Source organism: Colwellia sp. KU-HH00111 (genome assembly GCF_040362745.1).
Taxonomy (GTDB): Bacteria; Pseudomonadota; Gammaproteobacteria; order Enterobacterales; family Alteromonadaceae; genus Colwellia.
Map to the genome: position 1 here is coordinate 164,797 of NZ_BAABWO010000006.1, position 24,502 is coordinate 189,298.

At 39.2% G+C, this 24,502-nt stretch carries 19 protein-coding genes; 4 read left to right on the plus strand and 15 right to left on the minus strand.

Features of this window, described 5'->3' with window-relative positions:
- Window positions 1-85 precede the first annotated feature (85 nt).
- From odhB to sdhC, 6 genes are all read right to left on the minus strand, one after another.
- Entirely contained in the window at window positions 86-1,564 is a 1,479-nt protein-coding gene (gene odhB, locus ABXG98_RS12545; RefSeq protein WP_353539034.1) for a 2-oxoglutarate dehydrogenase complex dihydrolipoyllysine-residue succinyltransferase, read from the minus strand.
- A 144-nt stretch (window positions 1,565-1,708) separates the two neighbouring features.
- Complete coding sequence (locus ABXG98_RS12550; protein WP_353539035.1) at window positions 1,709-4,510, minus strand: 2-oxoglutarate dehydrogenase E1 component; 2,802 nt, start codon at window positions 4,508-4,510, stop codon at window positions 1,709-1,711.
- 190 nt (window positions 4,511-4,700) lie between these two features.
- Entirely contained in the window at window positions 4,701-5,408 is a 708-nt protein-coding gene (locus ABXG98_RS12555; RefSeq protein ID WP_353539036.1) for a succinate dehydrogenase iron-sulfur subunit, read from the minus strand.
- 11 nt (window positions 5,409-5,419) lie between these two features.
- Window positions 5,420-7,186, minus strand: a complete 1,767-nt coding sequence (gene sdhA / locus ABXG98_RS12560; protein WP_353539037.1) for a succinate dehydrogenase flavoprotein subunit — start codon at window positions 7,184-7,186, stop codon at window positions 5,420-5,422.
- Entirely contained in the window at window positions 7,187-7,534 is a 348-nt protein-coding gene (gene sdhD / locus ABXG98_RS12565) for a succinate dehydrogenase, hydrophobic membrane anchor protein (protein WP_353539038.1), read from the minus strand.
- Window positions 7,528-7,902, minus strand: a complete 375-nt coding sequence (gene sdhC, locus ABXG98_RS12570) for a succinate dehydrogenase, cytochrome b556 subunit (RefSeq protein WP_353539039.1) — start codon at window positions 7,900-7,902, stop codon at window positions 7,528-7,530. Before sdhC ends, sdhD begins: the two co-directional genes overlap by 7 nt.
- Window positions 7,903-8,558: 656 nt before the next feature.
- On the opposite strand from sdhC, the gene ABXG98_RS12575 reads away from it, so the two are divergent.
- Window positions 8,559-9,845: a citrate synthase gene (locus tag ABXG98_RS12575; protein ID WP_353539040.1), complete on the plus strand. Its 1,287-nt coding sequence runs from the start codon at window positions 8,559-8,561 to the stop codon at window positions 9,843-9,845.
- 368 nt (window positions 9,846-10,213) lie between these two features.
- Here ABXG98_RS12575 and ABXG98_RS12580 read toward each other — a convergent pair whose 3' ends face one another.
- Complete coding sequence (locus tag ABXG98_RS12580) at window positions 10,214-11,200, minus strand: GlxA family transcriptional regulator (protein WP_353539041.1); 987 nt, start codon at window positions 11,198-11,200, stop codon at window positions 10,214-10,216.
- Window positions 11,201-11,346: 146 nt separating this feature from the next.
- Between ABXG98_RS12580 and ABXG98_RS12585 the strand changes: the two genes are divergently transcribed.
- Both ABXG98_RS12585 and tcdA read left to right on the plus strand, forming a co-directional pair.
- Complete coding sequence (locus ABXG98_RS12585) at window positions 11,347-11,610, plus strand: hypothetical protein (protein ID WP_353539042.1); 264 nt, start codon at window positions 11,347-11,349, stop codon at window positions 11,608-11,610.
- A 97-nt stretch (window positions 11,611-11,707) separates the two neighbouring features.
- Window positions 11,708-12,517 carry a tRNA cyclic N6-threonylcarbamoyladenosine(37) synthase TcdA gene (tcdA, locus tag ABXG98_RS12590; RefSeq protein WP_353539043.1) on the plus strand — a complete coding sequence of 270 codons (810 nt, stop codon included), beginning with the start codon at window positions 11,708-11,710 and terminating at the stop codon, window positions 12,515-12,517.
- 2 nt (window positions 12,518-12,519) lie between these two features.
- Here the strand turns inward: tcdA and ABXG98_RS12595 are convergent, their stop codons facing one another.
- Entirely contained in the window at window positions 12,520-14,226 is a 1,707-nt protein-coding gene (locus tag ABXG98_RS12595) for a SufS family cysteine desulfurase (protein WP_353539044.1), read from the minus strand.
- A gap of 201 nt (window positions 14,227-14,427) precedes the next feature.
- Between ABXG98_RS12595 and ABXG98_RS12600 the strand changes: the two genes are divergently transcribed.
- Complete coding sequence (locus ABXG98_RS12600; protein ID WP_353539045.1) at window positions 14,428-14,670, plus strand: hypothetical protein; 243 nt, start codon at window positions 14,428-14,430, stop codon at window positions 14,668-14,670.
- A 70-nt stretch (window positions 14,671-14,740) separates the two neighbouring features.
- Here the strand turns inward: ABXG98_RS12600 and ABXG98_RS12605 are convergent, their stop codons facing one another.
- The 7 genes from ABXG98_RS12605 to infB form a co-directional block, all read right to left on the minus strand.
- On the minus strand, window positions 14,741-16,291 hold the full coding sequence (locus ABXG98_RS12605) for a tetratricopeptide repeat protein (RefSeq protein ID WP_353539046.1): 1,551 nt from the start codon (window positions 16,289-16,291) through the stop codon (window positions 14,741-14,743).
- 56 nt (window positions 16,292-16,347) lie between these two features.
- A complete protein-coding gene (nlpI, locus tag ABXG98_RS12610) occupies window positions 16,348-17,277 on the minus strand; it encodes a lipoprotein NlpI (protein ID WP_353539047.1) in 930 nt (309 codons plus the stop codon).
- A 120-nt stretch (window positions 17,278-17,397) separates the two neighbouring features.
- On the minus strand, window positions 17,398-19,512 hold the full coding sequence (pnp, locus tag ABXG98_RS12615; RefSeq protein WP_353539048.1) for a polyribonucleotide nucleotidyltransferase: 2,115 nt from the start codon (window positions 19,510-19,512) through the stop codon (window positions 17,398-17,400).
- 326 nt (window positions 19,513-19,838) lie between these two features.
- Window positions 19,839-20,108 carry a 30S ribosomal protein S15 gene (gene rpsO, locus ABXG98_RS12620; protein WP_353539049.1) on the minus strand — a complete coding sequence of 90 codons (270 nt, stop codon included), beginning with the start codon at window positions 20,106-20,108 and terminating at the stop codon, window positions 19,839-19,841.
- A gap of 152 nt (window positions 20,109-20,260) precedes the next feature.
- On the minus strand, window positions 20,261-21,214 hold the full coding sequence (gene truB, locus ABXG98_RS12625) for a tRNA pseudouridine(55) synthase TruB (RefSeq protein ID WP_353539050.1): 954 nt from the start codon (window positions 21,212-21,214) through the stop codon (window positions 20,261-20,263).
- A 3-nt stretch (window positions 21,215-21,217) separates the two neighbouring features.
- A complete protein-coding gene (rbfA, locus tag ABXG98_RS12630; protein ID WP_353539051.1) occupies window positions 21,218-21,622 on the minus strand; it encodes a 30S ribosome-binding factor RbfA in 405 nt (134 codons plus the stop codon).
- A gap of 185 nt (window positions 21,623-21,807) precedes the next feature.
- Window positions 21,808-24,492, minus strand: a complete 2,685-nt coding sequence (gene infB / locus ABXG98_RS12635) for a translation initiation factor IF-2 (protein ID WP_353539052.1) — start codon at window positions 24,490-24,492, stop codon at window positions 21,808-21,810.
- Between the last annotated feature and the right edge of the window lie 10 nt (window positions 24,493-24,502).

The window sequence follows — 24,502 nt, forward strand, 5'->3', positions numbered from 1 at the left end:
TACAAAAGCTCTAGTGACGGTAGACAAAAGAGCTAATACTATAGTCTATTCAGCAATTATTTTTTCTCTGCGTTACATTTTGATGCTATACATCTAAAAGTAGACGTGTTGGATCTTCTAACAACTCTTTAATTGTCACTAAGAAACCAACAGACTCTTTACCATCTATTAAACGGTGATCATAAGAAAGCGCTAGATACATCATAGGTAAAATTTCAACTTTACCATCAACTGCCATAGGTCTGTCTTGTATCTTATGCATCCCTAAAATACCTGCTTGTGGTAAATTTAGAATAGGTGTAGAAAGCAACGAACCAAATACGCCGCCGTTGGTAATAGTAAAGTTACCGCCGGTCATATCAGCCATAGCCAACTTACCATCACGACCTTTGATTGCTAAATCACGTATACCATTTTCGATACCCGCCATGCTAAGTTGGTCTGCATCACGAAGTACTGGTGTTACCAAACCGCGAGGCGTAGATACCGCAATAGAAATATCGAAGAAGTTATGATAAACGATATCATCACCATCAATTGATGCATTGACTGCTGGATATCGTTTGAGTGCTTCGGTTACCGCTTTAACGTAGAAGGACATAAACCCTAGACGTGTGTCATGGGTTTTTTCAAAAATATCTTTATATTGCTTACGTAAATCCATAATTGGCTTCATGTTAACTTCATTAAACGTGGTTAACATGGCTGTTGAATTTTTCGCTTCTAATAACCTTGTGGCAATAGTTTTACGTAAACGCGTCATTGGCACACGTTTTTGACTACGTTCACCTAGATCCTGAACTACAGGGGCAGCGGCAGCAGGTGCTGCAGCTTTAGGCGCGCTTTTTGCGGCAACAGCAGCTTCAACGTCTTCCTTAGAAATTCGACCGCCTTTACCTGAGCCAGTTACGTCACTAGCTGATAAGCCTTTCTCCGTCATTAAACGACGTACCGATGGGCTTGCTAATTCATCTGCACTAACCGCTTCATATTTATCAGCAGCTGGTGCTGATGTTGCGGTTGCCCCAGCAGCTAATTCACCAATTTTTTGTTGACCTAATACTGTATCACCTTCGACATGCAGTATTTTACCAACAACGCCATTATCTTGAGCAACTACTTCAAGTACAACTTTATCTGTTTCAATATCCACTAAATTTTGATCAGCAGTTACCACATCACCTTCAGCTACATGCCAAGTTGCAACAGTTGCATCGGCTACTGATTCGGGTAACACAGGCACTAAAATATCAATGATTTTTGCATTGCTACCCGTCGTAACAGAGGTTGACTCAGCTGGTGCAGGTGCACTGGCTGTAGCCTCAGCACCTTCTGAGAAGGTACCTATCACTTGATCACCTAATACCGTTGCACCTTCAGCTTGGCTGATATCAGTTAATACACCATCAGCGGTAGCAGGTACTTCTAACACTACTTTATCCGTTTCAATATCTACTAGTACTTGATCACGGCTAAATTTTTCACCTACTTGTACATGCCAAGTAGCAACTGTTGCATCAGCAACTGATTCAGGTAATACCGGCACTTTAATTTCGGTTGTCATTTTATTTTATTCCTTACAAACTTTTTGCACTTTGCCTATCGTCACGTCTATGTTCGTAGCTTGACAAGCTAGTGCACTCAATAGTTAATCTGCTCTTATCTAACATTAGCGCTTGTATAACAAGCGCTGGCTTTCTCGTTCATGTTAGTCCAAAGTTAACGCTTGAGTGACAAGCGCTTGTTGTTCTTTTACATGCATAGACATATAACCACACGCAGGTGCTGCTGAAGCATTACGTCCGGCATAAGTCAAATAGGTTCCTTCAGGGATAGCTGCTCTAAAATGATGCTGAGAACAATACCAAGCGCCCTGATTTTGAGGTTCTTCCTGACACCAAACAAATTGCTTCACGTGTTGATAATCTTTTATCGCTGCTTGAAGTTCTTTCTCTGGGAAAGGATATAATTGCTCAATTCGCACAATCGCAACGTTATTTAGCTCATTTTTACGACGTTGTTCTAATAATTCGTAGTAAACTTTACCACTACAAAAAACAACACGCTCAACCGATTCTGGCGCTAAGTCATCTATTTCGCCAATAACACTTTTAAATTCACCTGTAGCTAATTCCTCTAAAGATGAAACCGCTAATGGATGACGTAATAATGATTTCGGCGACATAACGACTAATGGACGACGCATAGGACGAACCACTTGACGACGAAGCATATTAAATACTTGCGCTGGTGTAGAGGGAACACAAACTTGCATATTATGATCAGCACAAAGTTGCAAAAAACGCTCTAACCGAGCTGATGAATGCTCAGGCCCTTGTCCTTCATAACCATGAGGCAACAGCATAGTTAAGCCGCATAAGCGTCCCCACTTTTGTTCACCTGATGAAATAAATTGATCAAATACCACTTGTGCACAGTTAGCAAAATCACCAAACTGGGCTTCCCAAATGGTTAAACCTGCAGGCTCTGCTGTGGTGTAGCCATATTCAAAGGCAAGCACAGACACTTCTGATAACACTGAATCATGCACATCAAAAGGACCTTGACCTTCGCTGATATTTTGCAAAGGTAAATAAGTACTACCATCCTCTTGGTTATGCAACACAGCATGACGATGGAAGAAAGTACCGCGACCTGCATCTTGACCCGTGATTCTTACTCTAGAGCCAGAGTCAACAATCGATGCATAAGCAATGTTTTCTGCCATTCCCCAATCAAGTAATTTTTCACCATTAGCCATTTTCATGCGATCGTCATAGATCTTTTTAACACGCGAGTGTACTTTATGGTCTTCAGGAAAATCCGTTACTTTAGTGGCTAAAGCTTTGAGCTTATCAAGACTGATTGCTTTATCATAATCATCATCCCATTCATGACCAATATACGGAGTCCAGTCAACAGAATGTTCTGTCATTGGGCGCCATTGCTCTACCGTACATTGACCTTCATCAAGTAACTTACGGTAATAGGCGGTTAACTCATCGATTTTAGCTTTATTTAAGCTACCTTCATTCATGAGTTGGTCTGCATACAACTGACGAGGTGTTGCATGCTTTTTAACGGTTTTATACATTATTGGCTGTGTGGCACTTGGCTCATCAGCTTCATTATGCCCGTGACGGCGATAACAAACTAAGTCAATGACGACATCACGCTTAAATTCATTGCGATAATCTAACGCTATTTGTGTCGCTAAAATAACCGCTTCAGGATCATCACCATTAACGTGTAAAATTGGCGCCTGAACCATTTTAGCTATTTCAGTACAGTACTCACCACTGCGAGTATCATTTGGATTCGATGTTGTGAAACCAACTTGGTTATTAACAACAATTCTTACCGTACCGCCAACTTTAAACGCTCTGGCTTGAGACATATTAAAGGTTTCTTGCACAACGCCTTGTCCAGCAATAGCTGAATCACCGTGAATAGTAATAGGTAAAACTAAATCACCCTGGCTACAATCACGTCGGTCTAAACGTGCGCGAACTGAACCAATAACCACAGGATTAACAATTTCAAGGTGAGATGGGTTGAATGCTAACGCTAAATGAACATTGCCACCAGGTGTTACAAAATCTGATGAATAACCTTGGTGATATTTGACATCGCCAGAGCCTAATGCTTCATCATGCTTACCACCAAATTCATCAAATAATTTCGATGGGTTCTTACCCATAACATTGACTAGCACATTAAGACGGCCGCGGTGAGCCATACCCATAACCACTTCTTTTGTACCAGCAGCACCAGCACGAGTGATTAATTCTTTAAGCATAGGGACGAGTGCATCGCCACCTTCTAATGAAAAACGTTTCGCTCCGGGAAATTTAGCACCAAGATATTTTTCTAAACCATCGGCAGCAATTAAACCCTTAAGGATTTCTGTTTTTTCATCTACACTTAAGGTTAATTGTGCTTGAATCGATTCGATTCTATCTTGCAGCCAACGTTTTTCACTTGTTGAGGTAATGTGCATATATTCTGCACCAAGCGAACTACAATACGTTTTCTTCAGCGTTTTGTATAAATCGCCTAGTTTCATCGCGTCTTGACCGATGGCAAACGAACCGACATTGTATTCTTTATCGAAATCGTTTTCGGAGAGATCATGATGAGATAATTGTAAATCACGAACCTTATCTCGCTGCCATAAACCTAAAGGATCTAAATTTGCGTTTTGATGACCGCGCACTCTAAAAGCATTGATCAGTTGTAATACTTTAACTTGTTTGGCGTCGCCACCGGAAGTTACAACTTGCTTTTGTTGTTGCTTAGCTAAAACTTTAAATTCTTCACGGATAGCACTGTGGCGATATTCCACATCACTACCTTCAACTTTAGGAAGTTCTGAAAAGATTTCGCGCCATTCTGCGGATACAGAAGCCGAGTTATCTAGGTATGATTCGTACAACTCTTCTATATAAACGATGTTACCACCGTTTAAATGGGAAGACTCTAGCCAAGCCTTCATTACACCTTCTGGCATTGCCTTTTCCTTGCTGGGGTAAAGCAAAAAATAAATAACCGCTTAAATTATAATAAGCGATTACGGTTAAATTGTAATTACACTATGTTTATCAAAGAAAACATACAAAACTTTATTGATAAACTAGTAGCAATATCTAACTATAAGGTTAGATATTGCCCTACTTTGCCTTTCGATGCTAATTTACCAGTTACACCGCTCGGCTCAATAGCATAGTTTTAATATGACCAATAGCTTTGGTTGGGTTTAATCCTTTTGGACAAACGTCAACACAGTTCATAATTCCGTGACAACGGAACACACTATATGCGTCTTGCAAACCGTCTAAACGCTCTTCTGTAGCAGTATCACGGCTATCAATTAAGAATCGATAAGCATGTAATAAACCGGCAGGACCGATAAATTTATCAGGATTCCACCAAAAAGAAGGACAAGACGTTGAACAACATGCACATAAAATACATTCATAAAGACCATCCAATTTATCTCGGTCTTCAATCGATTGTATGTTTTCACGAGCAGGTTGCTGTGCATCGTTAATCAAGTATGGCTTAATTTTTTCATATTGCGCGTAAAATTGAGACATATCAATAATTAAGTCACGTACTACAGGTAAACCAGGTAGCGGGCGTAATACAATAGTATCTGCCTTCAACTCTGATAAAGGCGTAATACATGCTAAGCCATTTTTACCATTCATGTTTAAACCATCGGAGCCACATACACCTTCACGACAAGAACGACGGAATGACAAAGATGAATCTTGTTCTTTTAATAAGATCAAGGCATCAAGAACCATCATATCTGAACCCTCTGGTACTTCAAGCTCATAATGTTTCATGTACGGCTTAGCGTCTACATCAGGATTGTAACGGTAAATAGAAAATACTTGTTTCATTTTATTTATCCTTAGTAAACACGTGCTTTAGGTGGGAAGGCTTCACGATGAACAGGCATCATGTTTACATCACGTTTTGTCATGTCTTCAGTGTCAGGTGAATAGATTGAATGGCATAACCAATTATCATCATCACGTTCAGTGAAGTCTTGACGAGCATGTGCGCCACGAGATTCAGTGCGGAAGTTAGCCGCTTTTGCAGAACAAAAAGCAGTTTCCATTAAGTTATCTAATTCTAAACACTCAATACGTTGGGTGTTAAATTCAGATGACTTATCATTTAAATGTGCTGACTGAAGACGTTCACGTATTTCCGTTAATTCTTTCATCCCTTTAGCCATAGCATCACCTTCACGGAATACCGAGAAGTTCATTTGCATACAGTTTTGTAGGTCTTTACGAATTTGTACCGGATCTTCACCTCTAACTGATGATTCCCAACGGTTTGTACGTGCTAATGCTGCTTCTAAATCAGATTCTGAAGCATCTTTACCATTTTCAGTATCATTTAAGTAAGTACCTAAGAAGTTACCTGCTGAGCGGCCAAATACCACTAAATCAAGTAACGAGTTACCACCTAAGCGGTTTGCACCATGAACAGATACACACGCAATCTCACCTACAGCAAATAAACCTTCAACGATAGTTTCACTACCATCAGCGGCAACGTTAATCGCTTGACCATTAACATTACAAGGCACACCACCCATTTGGTAGTGACAGGTAGGAATAACAGGAATTGGCTCTTCCACAGGATCAACATGAGCAAAGGTTCTTGATAAATCACAAACACCTGGTAAACGTTTTTCTAATGTCTCTTTACCTAGATGATCAAGCTTAAGCTTAATGTGTGGACCCCAAGGACCATCACAACCACGACCTTCACGAATTTCTGTCATCATTGAACGAGCGACAACATCACGACCAGCTAAATCTTTAGCGTTTGGTGCATAACGTTCCATAAAGCGTTCGCCATCTTTATTTAAAAGATAACCACCTTCACCACGACAACCTTCTGTGACCAGTACACCTGCACCAGCAATACCTGTTGGGTGGAACTGCCACATTTCCATGTCTTGCATTTGAACGCCAGCACGAAGCGACATACCGACACCATCACCTGTGTTGATGTGAGCATTAGTTGTTGAAGCAAAGATACGACCCGCTCCACCCGTAGCTAAAACAGTTGCACGGGCTTTAAAGTAAACAACTTCGCCAGTTTCAATGCAAATAGCAGTAGTACCAACAACATGACCATCACTATTTTTAACTAAATCTAATGCGTACCACTCAGAGTAAACATTAGTTTTGTTTTTAACATTTTGTTGGTACAAACAATGTAATAAGGCATGACCAGTACGGTCAGCCGCAGCAGCAGTTCTTGCTGCTTGTTCACCACCAAAGTTTTTAGATTGACCACCAAACGGACGTTGGTAGATTTTACCTTCTTCGGTACGAGAAAATGGTAAACCCATTTTTTCTAATTCTATCACTGACTCAGGGCCAGTTTTACACATGTATTCAATTGCATCTTGGTCACCGATATAATCGCTGCCCTTAACAGTATCGTACATATGTTGTTCCCAATGATCTTCATGGGCATTACCTAACGCAACGGTAATACCACCTTGAGCAGATACAGTATGAGAACGAGTTGGAAATACTTTAGAAATCAAGGCACAAGATTTGCCTGATTCTGAAATAGCTAATGCAGCGCGCATACCTGCACCGCCTGCGCCAATAACGATGGCGTCAAATTCACGAATAGGAACGCTCACTTACACACCCCACACAATTGAAAAGCCAAACACAACGTAGGCTAATAATAGAACTGAAAAGAAAAACTGCAATGTACCACGTAAAAATGCAGGTTTGATGTAATCTGACAATACTTGCCAAACGCCAATTTTAGCATGCACAAGTAACGCAAGCAGCGCTAGCATTGTGGCGACTTTTACGCTCATACAAGCAAAGAACCCTTGCCATTCATCATAAGTAACACTAGGTGTTACTACAAAAAATCCAGCAAGCAGTAAGGTGTATAGTACAAGAATAATTGCACTAGCTCTTAGAAGAATAAAATCATGTACGCCATTACGGCCTACCGATGCGACGACGCCTACCATAACCAAACTCCTATAATTGCTGAGATAACTAACCAAAGAATCATTATAACTTTGGCACTATGATTACCTGAAGCGAGTTCTTCAAAGTGACCTAGGTCCATAAACAAGTGGCGAACACCGGCTAATACATGGAAAGTCAAAGCTGAAAGACAGCCAAAAATAATAAAGGTAAAGAAAAAGCCACTCAAAGAATCTTGAACTTGGGCGAATCCTTCAGCAGAAGAAAGAGAGGTTGAAAGGGTCAACAATAAGATACCAATTGCAAATACCATAATCACACCAGAAACTCGGTGAAGAATAGAGGCATTAGCAGCCGGATGCATCTTAATTGTAGTTAGATCTAGATTTACAGGACGTTGTTTTTTCACAATTGTTGCCTACAGAGCTCGAAAGCCGTCAACTTTTATTATTGTTACTCATGAACTACCTTTTTAGAATTTAGCACCCTTTATAATTTACGTAACACAAAAGAACACTAAAGAGATTACTAAATAAGTAATTCCCGAAATGCACGGTAACTGTCTTTTGTATAGAAGAATAAATTAACACTTATTCCTCCAGTTAACCGAGTCGCGTAATAATAGCTAACTTAAGCCCCGTTGGCTAAGTAATTATATTAATACTTTCGTATAATAGAACAGTAATTTTAACACAGTAAGCATACTAAACAGATAAGCTGTTTACTCGCCGTCTTATTTACTTAATCGCGAAGTTACAAAAAACAATCACAGAACGGCTAGATTATATAGCCGATAAGGAATAAATTCAATTTTCCTTGTGCAATAATAGTTTATGGTTATTTTTTAACCTGTTCTATGATGCCCGTCAAACTTTAGTCGAATGCCTATTACAATTTAATTAGAAATTGAGGTAGAATGTCGGCAGTTCGATTTACCCAAGTTAAGTCAAAAAAAACTGATTATTTTTCCAATCTTCTTGTAAATAAGAGCTATTCTTATCTACCAGTTATAACCAGATAATCAGTACACAAATTGTACATTAAAAAAAATAGGGGATAAAACATATGGCTGATTCAAAAGCCTCGCTAAGTATTGACGGTAAAGAAATTGCCGAACTGCCTATTCTCAAAGGCACTGCAGGTACCGACGTAATTGATATTAGAACCCTGGGAAGCAATGGCTATTTCACTTATGACCCAGGCTTTTTAGCAACGGCATCATGTGAGTCATCAATCACTTTTATAGATGGTGGTAAAGGCGTTTTACAACATCGCGGTTATCCTATTGATAGCCTAGCAAAAGAAGCTGATTACTTAGAAGTTTGTTATATCCTGTTAAACGGTAATGCACCGACACAAACGGAATATGATGAGTTTAGAGGTGTTATCACAAACCATACTATGGTTCATGAAAAACTTGCTCACTTCTTCCATGGTTTCCTACCTGATGCGCACCCAATGGCAATGCTTTGTGGCGTTGTAGGAGCTTTATCATCTTTCTATCACAGCGATTTAGATATTACTGATCCTGAGCAGCGCAAACGTAGTGCTCATCGCTTAATCGCTAAAATGCCTACCATCTCAGCTATGGCGTATAAATATAGTGTTGGCCAACCTTTTGTTTATCCACGTAATGATCTTACTTACGCAGAAAACTTTTTACATATGATGTTCTCTGTACCTGCAGAAGAATATGTTGTTAGCCCAACAATTGCCAATGCAATGGATAGAATCTTTACCCTGCATGCAGATCATGAACAAAACGCCTCTACATCAACCGTACGTTTAGCTGGCTCATCTGGTGCAAACCCTTATGCTTGTATCGCTGCAGGTGTTGCTTCACTTTGGGGACCTGCACATGGCGGCGCTAATGAAGCTTGTTTAACCATGCTTGAACAAATTGGTAGCTTAGATAGAGTTGATGAATTTGTTGCTAAAGCAAAAGATAAAAACGATCCTTTCCGCCTGATGGGCTTTGGTCATCGTGTTTACAAAAATTTTGATCCACGTGCAACAGTAATGCGTGAAACATGTCATGAAGTACTTAAAGAGCTTGGTATTAATGATCCTTTACTCGATGTTGCTATGGCATTGGAAAAAGTAGCGTTAGAAGACCCATATTTTATTGAGAAAAAACTCTACCCTAACGTAGATTTTTACTCAGGTATCATCTTAAAAGCTATTGGCATTCCAACCAGTATGTTTACTGTGATTTTTGCTATGTCTAGAACTGTTGGCTGGATTTCACACTGGGATGAAATGTTATCTCAACCTGGACAAAAAATTGGTCGTCCTCGTCAAAAATATACCGGTGAAGTTGACCGTGAGTTTGTTTCCTTATCTAAAAGATAAAGTAGCCTAAACGCTTAAAGTAGGTTTTAAACATCTACTTTAACTCAAAAAGCGTATATTATTAGGTTAGTAACAAACCAAAAAGGTAGCATTTGCTGCCTTTTTTTTGCATTTTTTATCATACCTTGGCCAAGTTTTGGCAACAATTTACCATTGTTACCTAAGTATTTTCTCGCTAATCCATTTATTTATACGAAAAAGCGCTATCAATTTATTGTTTTTTCTTCTTGTCTGCCACAGTAAAACCACCAAAAATAGGTCAAAAAACACACAAAACAGCGTATTTCGACTATACTTTTTATTTAAAATAACAATAACTGGTATTCATAAAATAAATACTAAAAAGCTAATTTCATCGATAATTTACCTTAATAGGAGAATTTTTGTCGATACCCCTTAGGTGTTAGTCCGGTAAATCGCTTAAAAAGTTGTCTAAAACTGCTAATATCTTCATAACCCACAGACCAGATAATCTCATTAATAGCATCTGTTGTTTTCTCTAGTTTATCTTTTACCAGCTCAACACGAATTCGTTGCAGATAGTTCAATGGATTTTCATTCGTTGCCTGTTTAAACCTACGTTTGAAGGTGCGCGTCCCTAAACCCACTTTTTCCGCCAACTGCTCCATAGAGATATTATTTTTATAATGCCGTTCAAGCCAATCCTGCGCCGCTAAAATTGCTTTATCTTCATGTTTCTTCTGCGCTTTAAAAGAAACATAAGGTGACTGTTTTTCCCTGACGGGATCAAAAACCAGTAATTTTGCACAATCCGAACCGACTTCTTTGCCAATAAATCGTTCGATTATATGCAATGAAAGATCAATATAAGATAATGAACCTCCAGAGCAAATAATATCGCCGTTATCAATAATCAATTGTTCACAATCTAAACGGACATATGGAAAGACTCGACGAAATAAGTCGGCACTGCGCCAATGAGTAGTCGCTTTTTTCCCTGCAAGTAATCCTGTGGAAGCTAGAAGAAACGCACCGGTGCAAAAACTGGTGATCACTGTGCCCTGCTGCTGACAATAAACTAACCACTGCTTAATATGCTCTTTATCAGTGAGATCAATATCATCACCACAACAATCAATAACCACCTCAACAGAAGAAGATACCACAATAACATCAGGTGCATCTTTTGTGTCTAACAGCTGGGTAGGTTTTATTTCGATACCGTTATAGGCTGTCACTTTTTGATTATCTATGGTGACAATTTGACAATCTAAATTATCCACACCACCACCATATCGGCGTTTAATACAATAATTGGCGGTAGAAAATACATCTAATACCCCATATATAGCAGACACCATACAATGATCCGTAGCCAAAATTAATACCTTCATACTGTCTCCTAATTTTATTGCATACCAATGGCATGTCATGTCACTTTTAGCATTAAGTATGGCAAATATGCCACCATTAATTTTACGGTGCAAGGGTTATTATAACCTTATAGACAAAAGGCAATCATTTAATGAAGGATACTCTCATGATAAAAACTATTAGGTTATTTCAGCTTGTACATTCACTGGCATTAACAGCGTTATTTTTCTTATTGGCAATAATCCCATTTATTATTGTTATTGACGTCATTACAGCCTTTGTTGTTATACCGCTTTTATTTATTATATTGTCTGTAGTAAGTGTTATTATCGAGCAAAAACTGCTTTCTTTAGCATCAAAGCTCGCTGCCAGTAATAGCAACCAAGCATGTACCAATAAAAAATGCATACTTAGTCGCTGTTTTTGTTGATAACTCAGTGCATTTGTCAGCTAATTTACTTTTATAGAATCAAGATTACTCGTTATAATAGCGCCAATCTCTTTTTAAACTTCTATTCTTGGTAACTATGTCTGATTACTCGTTAAGATTCGGTGGTATTGCCCGCCTTTATGGTCAACCCGGCGCTGACATTCTTCAAAATTCACACTTTTGTGTTATTGGTATTGGCGGTGTTGGCTCTTGGGTAGCTGAAGCACTTGCTAGAAATGGCATAGGGCATCTGACATTAATAGACCTTGATGATATTTGTATTACTAATATAAACCGCCAAATTCACGCCTTGGATAACACGATTGGTGAAAGCAAAGTTGAGGTAATGGCAAAGCGCATCAAGCAAATTAATCCACAATGCCAAGTTTCTGTGGTTGAAGACTTTATCACTATCGATAATTTGCGTGAACTATTAAGTCATAACTATGATTATGTCATTGATGCGATAGACTCGGTTGATATTAAAACTCGATTAATTGCCCACTGCAAACGAAATAAATTACCCATTATCACTATTGGCGGTGCTGGAGGCCAAGTCGATCCTAGTAAAATAGCAATAGTAGATCTAAGTAAAACCTACCAAGATCCCTTACTAGCCAAGGTGAAAAATCAATTAAGACGTGAATTTAATTTTCCTCGGGCGGATTTAGCCAAGGTCAGCAAGCGAAAATTTGCCATTGATGCGGTTTTTTCCACCGAGCAGTTACGTTATCCCACTGATGTAGGCGGTATTTGCTTAGCAAAACCAGAGGTTTCTGAGGATAATAATTCGCCGATGCGTTTAGATTGCAGCGGCGGTTTTGGCGCAACAACCCATGTTACCGCAACGTTTGCATTTTTTGCGGTTGGTAAAGCAATCGAAAAGTTATTAAAAAAACACAGTTAATACTAAGCACAGGAAAGTGCTTTTATTTTATCTACAATCGCCAAAGCCCCATTGCCCCGAGATGGGCTTAAATGTTGTAATAGACCTAAGCTTTCAAAATAACTGTTAACATCTACAGACTGTATTTGTTGCTTAGTTTTATTATTGAAGGCCGCGAGTACAATCACTAATAAGCCTCGAATAATTTTAGCATCACTGTCTGCTTGAAAATGATAATGCCCTGTTACCGATGTTGATGCTTTTACCCATGCCAAACTTTCACAGCCATGAATCAATGTATGTTGGTTACGATAACATGGATCTAACCGCTCTAACTTCTTACCTAATAACATAATTTCTCGATGACGCGCATCCCAGCTTTTGATGTTCGAAAATTTTTCAACAATAGCGTCACTTTCAACAGTCGCAGACACCTCAAGGTTTGTTGTATTAACGCTTGTTTCTTGTTTTAGTATTTTTTTGAGCACATTGATAAAGTAATCAATTTCAGCAATAGTATTATACGGCGCTAAAGATACCCTTAAACAACCCGATATATTCAAATAATCCATTAACGGCATTGCACAATGATGACCACTGCGAAGGGCAATACCATAACTATCTAAACTGGATGCAATATCGTGATTGTGGTGGTCGTTAATAGTAAAAGCGATCACTGTTATATCAGGCGCTTGCTCAACAATAAACGTCACTCCGGGGATTTGTTGTAATGCTTGGTAACAGTACTGAGTTAACTGTTGCTCATAAGCAGATATTTCAGCACTATCATATTGGCGAATAAATTGGATACCTTGAGCAAAGCAGATAACACCTGCAATATTTGGCGTGCCGGCTTCAAACTTAAACGGCAGTTCATTAAAAGTAGTTTGCTCAGTAAAACTCACCGTTTTAATCATTTCGCCACCTGATTGATAAGGTGGCATGGCTTCAAGTATTGCTTGTTTGCCATAAAGTACGCCTACGCCTGTGGGCCCATACATTTTATGAGCAGAAAACACATAAAAGTCACAATCAAGTGCTTGAACATCAACCGGCAAGTGCGCAATGGCTTGTGCGCCATCAATAACGGTCAGCGCACCTACCGTTTTTGCTTTAGCAATGATGTCAGATATGGGATTGATTTTAGCCACAACATTCGACACATGTGAACAACAGACAATTTTCGCTTTATGGGTAAGTAACTGCTCAACCTGATTGAGATCAATTCTGCCATTAGCATCAAGCGGTAGTGTTTTTATTACTGCACCTGTTTGAGCCGCTATCAACTGCCAAGGCACAATATTAGCGTGATGTTCACTTACCGCAATGAAAATTTCATCTCCTGGTTGCAGTATTGTTTTGCCAAGAGTAGCCGCCAATAAGTTAATACTTTCTGTGGTGCCTTTTGTCCAAATAATTTCTTTACTACTGTTAGCATTAATAAAGTGTGCAACTGTTTCTCTTGCCTGCTCAAACGCTGCCGTTGCTTTTGCACTTAACCCATGAGATGCACGATGTACATTTGCATTTTTAGCTTGATAAAAGTCATGGTAGCTTTCAATAACACAAGCTGGTTTTTGCGTTGTTGCACCATTATCGAAATAAACTAAACCCGTTTGCTCTAGCCTCTCGTTTGTTAAAATAGCAGTATTTAACAAATGGTCGAGGTTTTCTTGATTGACAATCAAAGGAAAATGCTGACGAAATGTATTTGGTTCAAAAGGCTTCATTGATAATGTTCTAATTAAAAAAAATTGTAAATAATCATCTGGTTGTGCTTTGAAGCAGCCATAGATTAAAGTGCTAACATTATACCCTATCTTGTTAAAGACAAAAATTAATTCTAGCCAAAGCGATTAAACTAATTTTACTCCCTCTACTTTTACTCTATAATAAGAAATCAAGTACGATGGATTATACAAGAGGGTTATATGGCACTTTACTCATGGTTTACAAGGACAAACAAAAAACCAGTAATTAAACATGTAAAAACTAATAAAGCTTTAGTTAATAATGCTGAAACAGAAAAATATATAGAGCATTATACTATGTGGCCTACTGCAAAAATCAAACCGACAAATGAAGTAAATATGCCTAGTTTTGGTAAAGTATCATCTGAGCCATCAAATTCCGCACTGCCAATCAGCACCGAGTTAGCAATCGTTAAAAGTTAATTTTCCTTGCTCAATGTAGCTTTATCAGCAGGTATTAAATCAATATCAAAACTGAAGGTTAACGCAAAGGTTAGAACTGCCCTAAACGCGTTTTCTTCCGCCTGAAGTGATCAACTTCCCTCACAGCTGATTGCTTAAGCCAATAATGAGCTAGTGCTATGTTATCTTGTTTGAAATAGGCTAACGCAATATTGTAATGAAAACTCGGCATTAAATATTTCTGCTTATGGGTTTGCAATAGCTGTAAATACAAGGAGGGAAAATCTAATGCATAATATTGCAGTTTGGTTCGTTGGTACAAAGGTTTAAAAGCGGAAAAATTAACGCTGGTCCGTTCAGTAGTGTTATCACATGTTTGCGCAGTAAACAGCCCTACTTGGTTTTTAAATGCCTCTGGCGTTCCTAATTGCCAATATTGTTGCCCATGACTACTAGTTGTTGGTTGTAAAATAGGGGTAGTAGTTTTAATTTGTTTGCCCCAACTGATTTGCTTTAATACCCACTGACGTACAGCCACTCTATCGCCTTGATAGCGTTTTTTTAACACGGCAATATTAGATGAAAACGCCTCTTCTTGACTAGACTGACACCTTGCATGGTGTTCATTTAGGGGATACTCATCAACAAAGCCCAATAAGTGGCTAATTTCATGGGTAAACACATCAATGTTATCCTCTGCATCAAAATACAGAATACCTAAATGCACATTAGCGCCCCCTTGAGGTAACATTAGGCCAACGTAACGGGTATCTATTGTGTCTGCCAAGGCTTCCCAGCTCAGTTCATCACAAGAAATAGCTTTATTTGCTGTGGTAGAACAGTCAATGGCTGTTTTGGGTAGGTAGCGCACAGGCGTAAAACACAAGGAGCGACTTAATGGTTGCGTTTTAAAATCGTCTATCAATTGCTCAAGTGCGTTTAAATGTTTTAGATTGGTAGCAAATAACTGAATACTATTGTCGCAGCTGATCGAATCAGCATTTACAGCTACAAGCCTTTTTTCAAAAGATAACACCTGGTATTTTTTGATATTAGTTAGCAGTGCCTGGCCTGCAACTGTGGTTTGCAATTGCCCCTGATAATTTGCAATAAGTTGGCTTAGTTTGTTTAGATTTGCTTGATGAATAGTAAGTTGTATTTCTAACATTAATGCTTCATTGGCTAACGTATCAGTCAACTCTGTTGGCAATTGTGCTAAAACCGCTTGTGCTTTGTCGAACTGCTGCTGTTGAAAGTACAATTGAGCCAACGCTAAAAATGCTGGGTGATGGTTAAGTCGAATAGCATTTTTGTACCAAAAGATAGCTTGGACTGGCTGCTCTTGGTCATCCTTTTGGTAAACCTCTTGGTAAAATAGGGCCAACTGGTACGCTGCCTCTCCCTGAGTTTTGGCTAATTTTGTTGCCAATACTACCCACGGTTCACTGTGGACAACTGTTTGTTGCCAGGCCACACTAAGCGCTGTGAAGTTGTTTTGAGCCAAGGCATAATCAAATTGTGCCTCACTATAGTTTTGGCTGGTAACGAGCTTGGTTAGATGAGCATTTAAAAAAAATGAGCTTGATGATACCCCGATTAATAGGAATATCAGCAAACTCATCATCATTCTTTTATCTTTCATTTATGCGATCATTTATTCGGTGATTAAGTACAACCCTTAGCGCAGCAAAATGTTCTTTATTGAGGAGTGGTGGTGACTTTTTTAGTACGCATCAGATCTAATTCAAGTCTGGCATATCTATGTTCAACAAATTCGTAAACATTGGTACTTAAAGATAATTTAAAAAAGTTTACCGCAGCCCCATAATACCCCTTACGTTGATTGTATTTACCTAGATAGAAATACCCTTCACATAGGCGATCCGTTAATGCTTTATTTGATTGTACATTATGAGTTAACTCACTAATAAACTGCTCAGGTGAAATTTGTCCTAAATAAAGATAGATAATTTGTTTGGCCCAAGTACTTTCATTAACTAACTTAGCTCTTTGCTGCAAATTTTGCTTAGCTGATATAGCATCTAGCTCTGCCTCAGCTAAATATAACCATAACAAACGATACGGATCATCGCTTTGTTTATGATGAAAATCATTAAAGTCTTGTGCTGCTAATTCAGGTCTATCACCATAATACAAAGCAATACCTCTGTTTAAATGCGCATATTCGTGATCTGGCGCCAACTCTAATACAGAATCAAACTTTTCATAGGCCTGAGAGAATTCTTTTAACTGAGTAAAGTGAATCCCCAAAAAGTTATAGGCGTCTATCAAATCTGGCTTTAACTGCAAAGCACGGGAAAAGTCTAACCGCGCGAGGGAGCGTAACCCAACACTGTCATATAACACACCACGATCATAATGCAGTTGTGCACGTTGTTCATCAGTAATTTTTACACGGTTCATTACTTCCGATAAACGAGCTATGGCTATTTCACTTTTAATGTTAATCGCCAAAGGCTCTGCAATAACTAGCTGATTCAATGCCGATGAGTGAGCATTATTTATCAGCTTACCTTGAGATACACAACCTTGTGTAAGCAATGTTAGGCAAAGAACTAACAGTAACATGATAGGTTTACAACTACCTGTAGAGAAGAGTAGATTCACTAATTGACCTTAACAGTAAAATAATAGTAATGATTGTACTTGATATAAAAACAAAAAAGGAGCCATAAGGCTCCTTTTAATAGACTAAATTGTAAATTACTTAGCCATTATGTAAAACGATTACTCAGCAGCAGGCGTTTCTTCTGCTGGCTTGTCCATCGCTTCTTTAATACTTAAACGTACACGTCCTTGACGATCAACTTCTAATACTTTCACTTTTACTTCTTGACCTTCAGATAACACGTCACTTACATTGCTAACACGCTCTTCTGATATTTGTGAAATATGTACTAAACCATCTTTACCTGGAAGTACATTAACGAATGCACCAAAATCAACAATACGTACTACTTTACCTGTGTAAAGTGTGCCTACTTCAATTTCTGCCGTTAATGACTTAATACGATTAATAGCATCTTCAGCTTGCTCACCTGAGGTTGCAGCAATTTTAACAGTACCGTCATCATCAATTTCAATAGTGGTACCCGTTTCTTCCGTCAATTGACGAATAGTGGCTCCACCTTTACCGATAATATCACGAATTTTATCTTGGCTAACTTTCATCGTATGAATACGCGGCGCAAATTCAGAGATGTCATCTCTGTGACCTCCGATAGCTTCATCCATTACAGATAAAATATGAGTACGTGCAGCTTTTGCTTGGTTTAACGCAATTTGCATGATCTCTTGCGTAATTCCTTCAATTTTAATATCCATTTGTAGTGCAGTAATACCACCTGTCGTACCGGCTACTTTAAAGTCCATGTCACCAAGATGATCTTCATCACCTAAGATATCTGAAAGCACAACGAAGTTCTCGCCTTCTTTAACAAGACCCATAGCAATACCTGCTACAGAGGCTTTAATAGGCACACCAGCATCCATAAGAGCTAATGAAGTACCACAAACTGACGCCATTGAAGATGAGCCATTAGACTCAGTGATTTCAGACACAACACGTACTGCATACGGAAATTCTTCAATTGTTGGCATGACGGCTAACATACCACGTTTGGCTAAACGGCCATGGCCGATTTCACGACGTTTTGGAGAGCCAACAAAACCAGTTTCACCCACACAGTATGGAGGGAAGTTATAATGAAGCATAAATGCATCAGTTTTTTCTCCCATAATGGTATCAAGGCGTTGTGCATCACGTTGTGTACCTAAAGTAGCAGTCACCAGTGCTTGTGTTTCACCACGAGTGAACACCGCAGAGCCATGAGTACGCGGTAAAACGCCTGTCATAACGTCTAATGCACGGATTGATTCAGGATCACGACCATCAATACGAGGTGAACCTTGAGTGATACGACCACGAACGACTGTTTTTTCTAAGTCATGGAATAAATCTTTAGCTTCTTGAACATTTAATTCTGCATCTGCTTCAAGCAATTGCTCAAGCACTCCATTACGGATTTCAGCAATTTTTTCATAACGAACTGCTTTTTCAGTAATTTGATAAGCTTCGTTTACTTGAGCTTCTGAAAGTTCAGCAATTTTAGCCACTAACTCAGCATTTTTCTCTGGAGCAGTCCAGTCCCATGCAGGCGTGTTGACTTCAGTTTTAAATGCTTTAATGGCATCTACTGCAACTTGCATTTGCTCATGACCATATACTACCGCGCCAAGCATCACTTCTTCAGATAATACATCAGCTTCTGATTCAACCATTAATACCGCTGAATCTGTACCTGAAACCACTAAATCTAATTGGCTGCTTGGTAATTCAGATTGCAGTGGGTTTAGGATGTATTGACCATCTGTATAACCAACACGTGCCGCACCAACAGGACCGCTAAAAGGAACACCTGCAATGGCTAGTGCTGCAGAAGTACCTATTAATGAAATAATATCAGGGGCAATTTCAGGGTTAACTGAAACCACGGTAATAATAACTTGAACTTCGTTGTTAAACCCTTCTGGGAATAATGGACGAATTGGGCGGTCAATTAAACGCGCAATAAGTGTTTCTTCTTCTGAAGGGCGACCTTCTCGCTTAAAGAAACTACCTGGAATTTTACCCGCTGCGTAAGTACGCTCTTGGTAGTTAACAGTTAAAGGGAAAAAATCTTGACCTTCTTTGGCCTCTTTTTTTGCAACAACTGAAACAAATACACAGGTATCGTCCATGCTTGCCATGACAGCAGCAGATGCTTGACGAGCAATAGTACCCGTCTCAAGTGTTACGGTATGTTTACCGAATTGAAATTTTTTAGTTACTGGATTAAACATTTACTATGTTTCCTTAATTTTTTACGTTTTGTTTTTTAAATCAAAAACAAACACGCATTTATCTTTAATCAATCTGTACAATTATTTATTCACTTATACGCTAACGATATGGCTTAAGTAGAACAAAAAATTATACAGTTTGATTGATTATTTGCTTAATATTTTTCACGGCTGTCATACAAAAATATAGCAGCGTTAATATCAAGCAGGCATATTATACTGACCTGAACATTTTTTGCTAGCAACAATAGTGTCTTATGCTATTTTTGAAAACAAAAAAGGAGCCAATTGGCTCCTTTTGCTTAATAACTCATCAAAACGAGCTATTAACGACGTAGACCTAACTTACCGATTAAGGCAGTGTAACGTTCAACGTTTTTACCTTTTAAGTAATCAAGTAATTTACGACGTTGAGCAACCATACGTAGTAAACCACGACGTGAATGGTGATCATGGATGTGCTCTTTGAAGTGACCTTGTAAGTGGTTGATTTGTTCAGATAACAAAGCAACTTGAACTTCTGGTGAACCAGTATCACCTTCTTTTTGAGCATATTCAGCAACAATTGCTGCTTTTTTAGTAGCATTTAAAGACATTATAAATCCTTAGTGTGAACACTCTTTTTCATCAAGAGAAAGAGTTAAAATAACAACCCAAGCCAAACACTAATCCAGCCGAGGTTACGAAAGAGCGCGTATTCTAACAGGCAACAGTTAAAATGCAACCACTATCGACCCCCTTATTTCGCTTATGGGTTAACAACCACAATACGCTTAGGTGCTACTTGCCCAGAATCATCAATTATACCGACACCAATAAATTCAGCTGCATCATCATGCTCATCTTCGCCAATATAAACCTGCACATTACCGTCAGCAGGTGCTTGATAAGCTTGAACAGGATTTCCATGGCGTAAAAAGTGAGCTGACATCTCATCAACATACACTGCTGGCATCCCATCAACGGCACTTTGCATTGGCAATAATAAAGGGTCTAATAACTCTGAAGGACTTATTTCTTCTGAATTAGCCTGTTCAAGCAATGCTTCTAATTGAGGTAAAGTGACCATTTTATCGATTGGGTAATTGCCTACAGCCAACCTGCGTAGATCAGCAACGTGTGCGCCACAACCTAGCAATTCGCCCAAATCATCAACGATAGTGCGAATATAGGTACCTTTCGACACATGAATTTTCAGCTCTACTTCATCATGTTCAAAACGTAATAACTCTAAAGAATACACAGTAATATCTCGTGATTCACGCGGCACTTCAATACCTTCACGTGCATATTTATACAGAGGTTTACCTTGGTATTTTAACGCCGAATACATTGAAGGTATTTGCTGAGTAGTACCACGAAAACTGTCAAGTGCCTGGGTTAATTGCTCATTTGAAACCGAAACAGCTTTTTCACTCACCACGTCACCATCTGCATCACTGGTTGTAGTGCGAATACCTAATTTTGCTGTCACTTGATAACGCTTATCTGTATCAAGCAAAAACTGAGAAAACTTAGTACCTTCACCTAAACAGATTGGTAGCATACCTGTGGCTAGCGGATCTAACGCCCCTGTATGTCCTGCCTTTTGAGCAAAATAGATTCTTTTAACCGCTTGTAAAGCATGATTTGACGACATTTCATAAGGTTTATCTAATAATAACACGCCATTAATTGGACGGCCTTTTCTACGCTTTGCCATGCTTTATTCGCTCTTTTCACTTTCGTCTGTTGCCTCATCCCCATGATCATGGTGGTCACTGGCAATAGCTTTATCTACTAATGCGCTCATGCGCACACCTTCAGTCATTGAACTATCATATACAAAACGTAAATGCGGCATAATGCGTGCACGTAGGCGCTTACCTAGCAATGAACGAATATAGCCTTCTGCTTCAGCTAATACTTCAAGCGATGCTTTAATTTCATCAGCATTATCGTTAAAAAAAGTCACAAACACTTTTGCATAAGCCAAATCACGGGTTACTTCTACCGCTGATACTGTGGTCATACTCAAGCGAGGATCTTTGATTTCACGCATCAGAATAACAGCTATTTCTTTTTGGATTTGCTGACCAACACGGTCAGTACGGGCATATTCTCTAGCCATATAAAACTCCTAACAAAAACGGAGGCTAAGCCTCCATTTCTATTTAAATATATTTTTGAAACATTTTCTATCTATTGCTTTAGATTGAAGCTAATTACTTTGAGAGCAAAAAGGAAGCACGGAGTTGACGAACGTCAATGAGTACTTCCGATGCAGCTATCGGCGTAATGAGCAAAAATATTAGGCTATAGTGAACGTTTAACTTCAACTGTCTCAAATACTTCAATTTGATCGCCTACACGAACATCATTGTAGTTTTTAACACCGATACCACATTCTGTTCCGTTACGTACTTCTTGTACATCGTCTTTAAAGCGACGTAACGACTCAAGCTCACCTTCGTAAATAACCACGTTTTCACGTAATACACGAATTGGTGCACTGCGCTTAATTGTACCTTCTGTCACCATACAACCAGCAATTGCGCCAATTTTAGGTGATTTAAATACATCACGTACCTGAGCAAGACCAATGATTTCTTGTTTAAACTCAGGCGCAAGCATACCACTCATTGCTTGTTTAACTTCGTCAATTAAAGCATAAATAACACTGTAGTAACGAAGATCGATGTTTTCAGATTCAATCACTTTACGTGCTGAAGCATCTGCACGGACGTTAAAACCAACAACAATTGCATTTGAAGCAGCAGCTAAGGTTGCGTCAGTTTCAGTAATGCCACCAACACCCGAGCCAATAATTTTCACTTTTACTTCATCAGTAGATAGTTTCAATAATGAATCTGAAATCGCTTCAAGTGAACCTTGAACATCAGATTTAAGCACTACGTTAACTTCAGAAATTTCACCTTCAGCCATGTTAGAGAACATGTTTTCAAGTTTAGACTTTTGTTGACGAGCAAGTTTAACATCACGGAATTTACCTTGACGATATAAAGCAACTTCACGTGCTTTTTTCTCATCTTTTACTACTGTTGCTTCGTCACCTGATTGTGGAACACCACTTAATCCAAGGATTTCAACTGGAATTGAAGGACCCGCAGATTGAATTGGTTTACCATTTTCATCACGCATCGCTCGTACTCGGCCATATTCTAGACCACAAAGTACTATATCACCTTGATTTAGCGTACCTTCTTGTACAAGTACTGTAGCTACAGGGCCACGACCTTTATCAAGTTTAGACTCGACTACAACACCACTTGCCATTTTATCAACAACCGCAGTAAGCTCTAACACTTCTGATTGTAGTAAAATTGAATCAAGTAACTCATCAATACCTAAGCCTGTTTTAGCAGACACATGACAGAATTGAACATCACCGCCCCAATCTTCTGGGATAACATCATGTTGCGATAATTCGGTTTTCACTCTATCAGGGTCAGCTGTTTCTTTATCCATTTTGTTTACAGCAATGATAATTGGCGCTTCAGATGCTTTCGCATGTTGAATGGCCTCAATTGTTTGTGGCATAACACCATCATCAGCTGCAACCACAATAATAACAATATCCGTTGCTTTGGCACCACGAGATCGCATAGCTGTAAAAGCAGCATGGCCTGGCGTATCTAAGAAAGTGATCATGCCATGACCGGTTTCTACATGATAAGCACCAATATGCTGTGTAATACCACCGGCTTCACCATCGGCTACTTTCGCTTCACGAATATGATCAAGTAGTGATGTTTTACCATGGTCAACGTGACCCATAATGGTAACAACTGGAGCACGAGTAATTGCATCACCTGCATCGCCTCGATCCGCTAATACCGCTTCTTCAAGTGCATTTTCTTTAACTAAAACAACTTCAAAACCCATTTCTTCTGCAACAAGTGCCGCAGTTTCTTGGTCAATTACTTGGTTAATGGTTGCCATTGCACCCATTTTAAACATGGCTTTAACAACTTCAGCACCTTTCTTAGCCATTTTATTGGCTAATTCCGCAACAGAAATAGTTTCACCAATGCGGATATCTTGTTGCTTAGTTTCAACTGGTTTAGTAAAACCATGTTTTAAACTCTGCGGGGCTGATAATGTCGCCTTACGGTTACCGCGGGTATTTTTAGCACCGCGAGCCGCATTTTTATCTTGAGCCGCTTTTTTCTTCTTGCGACGTCGGCCAGCGCCTTCATCTGCCGCATCTACTTTGTCTTCAGCTTCTTGCGCATAAACTGAAGAAGTAACATGAACGACTTCTTTTTCTTTCGCTTTGCGCTCTTCTTCTTGAGCTTTCCAACGCGCTTCATTTTCTTCAGCTAGTTTTCTTGCTGCATCAGCTGCTTCTTTAGCTTCAGCTTCAATTTTTGCTGCGGTTTCTTTTTCTTGTGCTAAACGAAGTTTCTTCGCTTCTTCACTTTCTTCAACCTTAACCACAGGTGCTTTATCAGCATTTTTAGCTTTATCTGCTGCAGCTTGTTTTGCTTTTTCAGCTGCTTCAGCTTTTGCTTGTGCTTTACGCTCAGCTTCAGCTTCAGCTTTAACCGCTGCAACTGCTCGTGCATTTTCAGCTTCTTTTGCTGCTAATTCTGCTTTTGCTGCCGCTTCTGCCTCTGCTTTGGCTTGAGCCTCAGCTTCGGCTTGTTGTGCCGCTTGAGCCGCTTGTTGCTCTTCAATATCACTACGTTTGACATAAGTACGCTTTTTACGTACTTCAACATTTACCGATTTAGCTTTACTGCCGTGCCCCATGGTCAAAGTTGACTTAGTTTTACGGTTAAGTGTCAGTTTGCTAGGTTTAGCTGCTGAATCATCGCCATGTTGTTTTTTCAAAAAGCTCAATAATGATTCTTTTTCTTCTTGCGAAATAGCATCATTTTCCGATTTATTCACGCCTGAGTCAGCCAATTGGCTCACTAAACGCTCCACCGGTGTGCCAATTTCTTTGGCAAGTTCTGCTACAGTTATATCTGCCATATACACTATT

Coding starts and splice junctions, on each gene's coding strand:
- truB (WP_353539050.1), bottom strand. CDS start 21,214: ATGGCAAAGCGTAGAAAAGGCCGTCCAATTAATGGCGTGTTATTATTA.
- ABXG98_RS12600 (WP_353539045.1), top strand. CDS start 14,428: ATGGCACTTTACTCATGGTTTACAAGGACAAACAAAAAACCAGTAATT.
- ABXG98_RS12550 (WP_353539035.1), bottom strand. CDS start 4,510: ATGCCAGAAGGTGTAATGAAGGCTTGGCTAGAGTCTTCCCATTTAAAC.
- ABXG98_RS12595 (WP_353539044.1), bottom strand. CDS start 14,226: ATGAAGCCTTTTGAACCAAATACATTTCGTCAGCATTTTCCTTTGATT.
- rpsO (WP_353539049.1), bottom strand. CDS start 20,108: ATGTCTTTAAATGCTACTAAAAAAGCAGCAATTGTTGCTGAATATGCT.
- sdhD (WP_353539038.1), bottom strand. CDS start 7,534: ATGGTAGGCGTCGTCGCATCGGTAGGCCGTAATGGCGTACATGATTTT.
- ABXG98_RS12605 (WP_353539046.1), bottom strand. CDS start 16,291: ATGAAAGATAAAAGAATGATGATGAGTTTGCTGATATTCCTATTAATC.
- ABXG98_RS12580 (WP_353539041.1), bottom strand. CDS start 11,200: ATGAAGGTATTAATTTTGGCTACGGATCATTGTATGGTGTCTGCTATA.
- odhB (WP_353539034.1), bottom strand. CDS start 1,564: ATGACAACCGAAATTAAAGTGCCGGTATTACCTGAATCAGTTGCTGAT.
- pnp (WP_353539048.1), bottom strand. CDS start 19,512: ATGTTTAATCCAGTAACTAAAAAATTTCAATTCGGTAAACATACCGTA.
- infB (WP_353539052.1), bottom strand. CDS start 24,492: ATGGCAGATATAACTGTAGCAGAACTTGCCAAAGAAATTGGCACACCG.
- tcdA (WP_353539043.1), top strand. CDS start 11,708: ATGTCTGATTACTCGTTAAGATTCGGTGGTATTGCCCGCCTTTATGGT.
- ABXG98_RS12555 (WP_353539036.1), bottom strand. CDS start 5,408: ATGAAACAAGTATTTTCTATTTACCGTTACAATCCTGATGTAGACGCT.
- ABXG98_RS12575 (WP_353539040.1), top strand. CDS start 8,559: ATGGCTGATTCAAAAGCCTCGCTAAGTATTGACGGTAAAGAAATTGCC.
- ABXG98_RS12585 (WP_353539042.1), top strand. CDS start 11,347: ATGATAAAAACTATTAGGTTATTTCAGCTTGTACATTCACTGGCATTA.
- rbfA (WP_353539051.1), bottom strand. CDS start 21,622: ATGGCTAGAGAATATGCCCGTACTGACCGTGTTGGTCAGCAAATCCAA.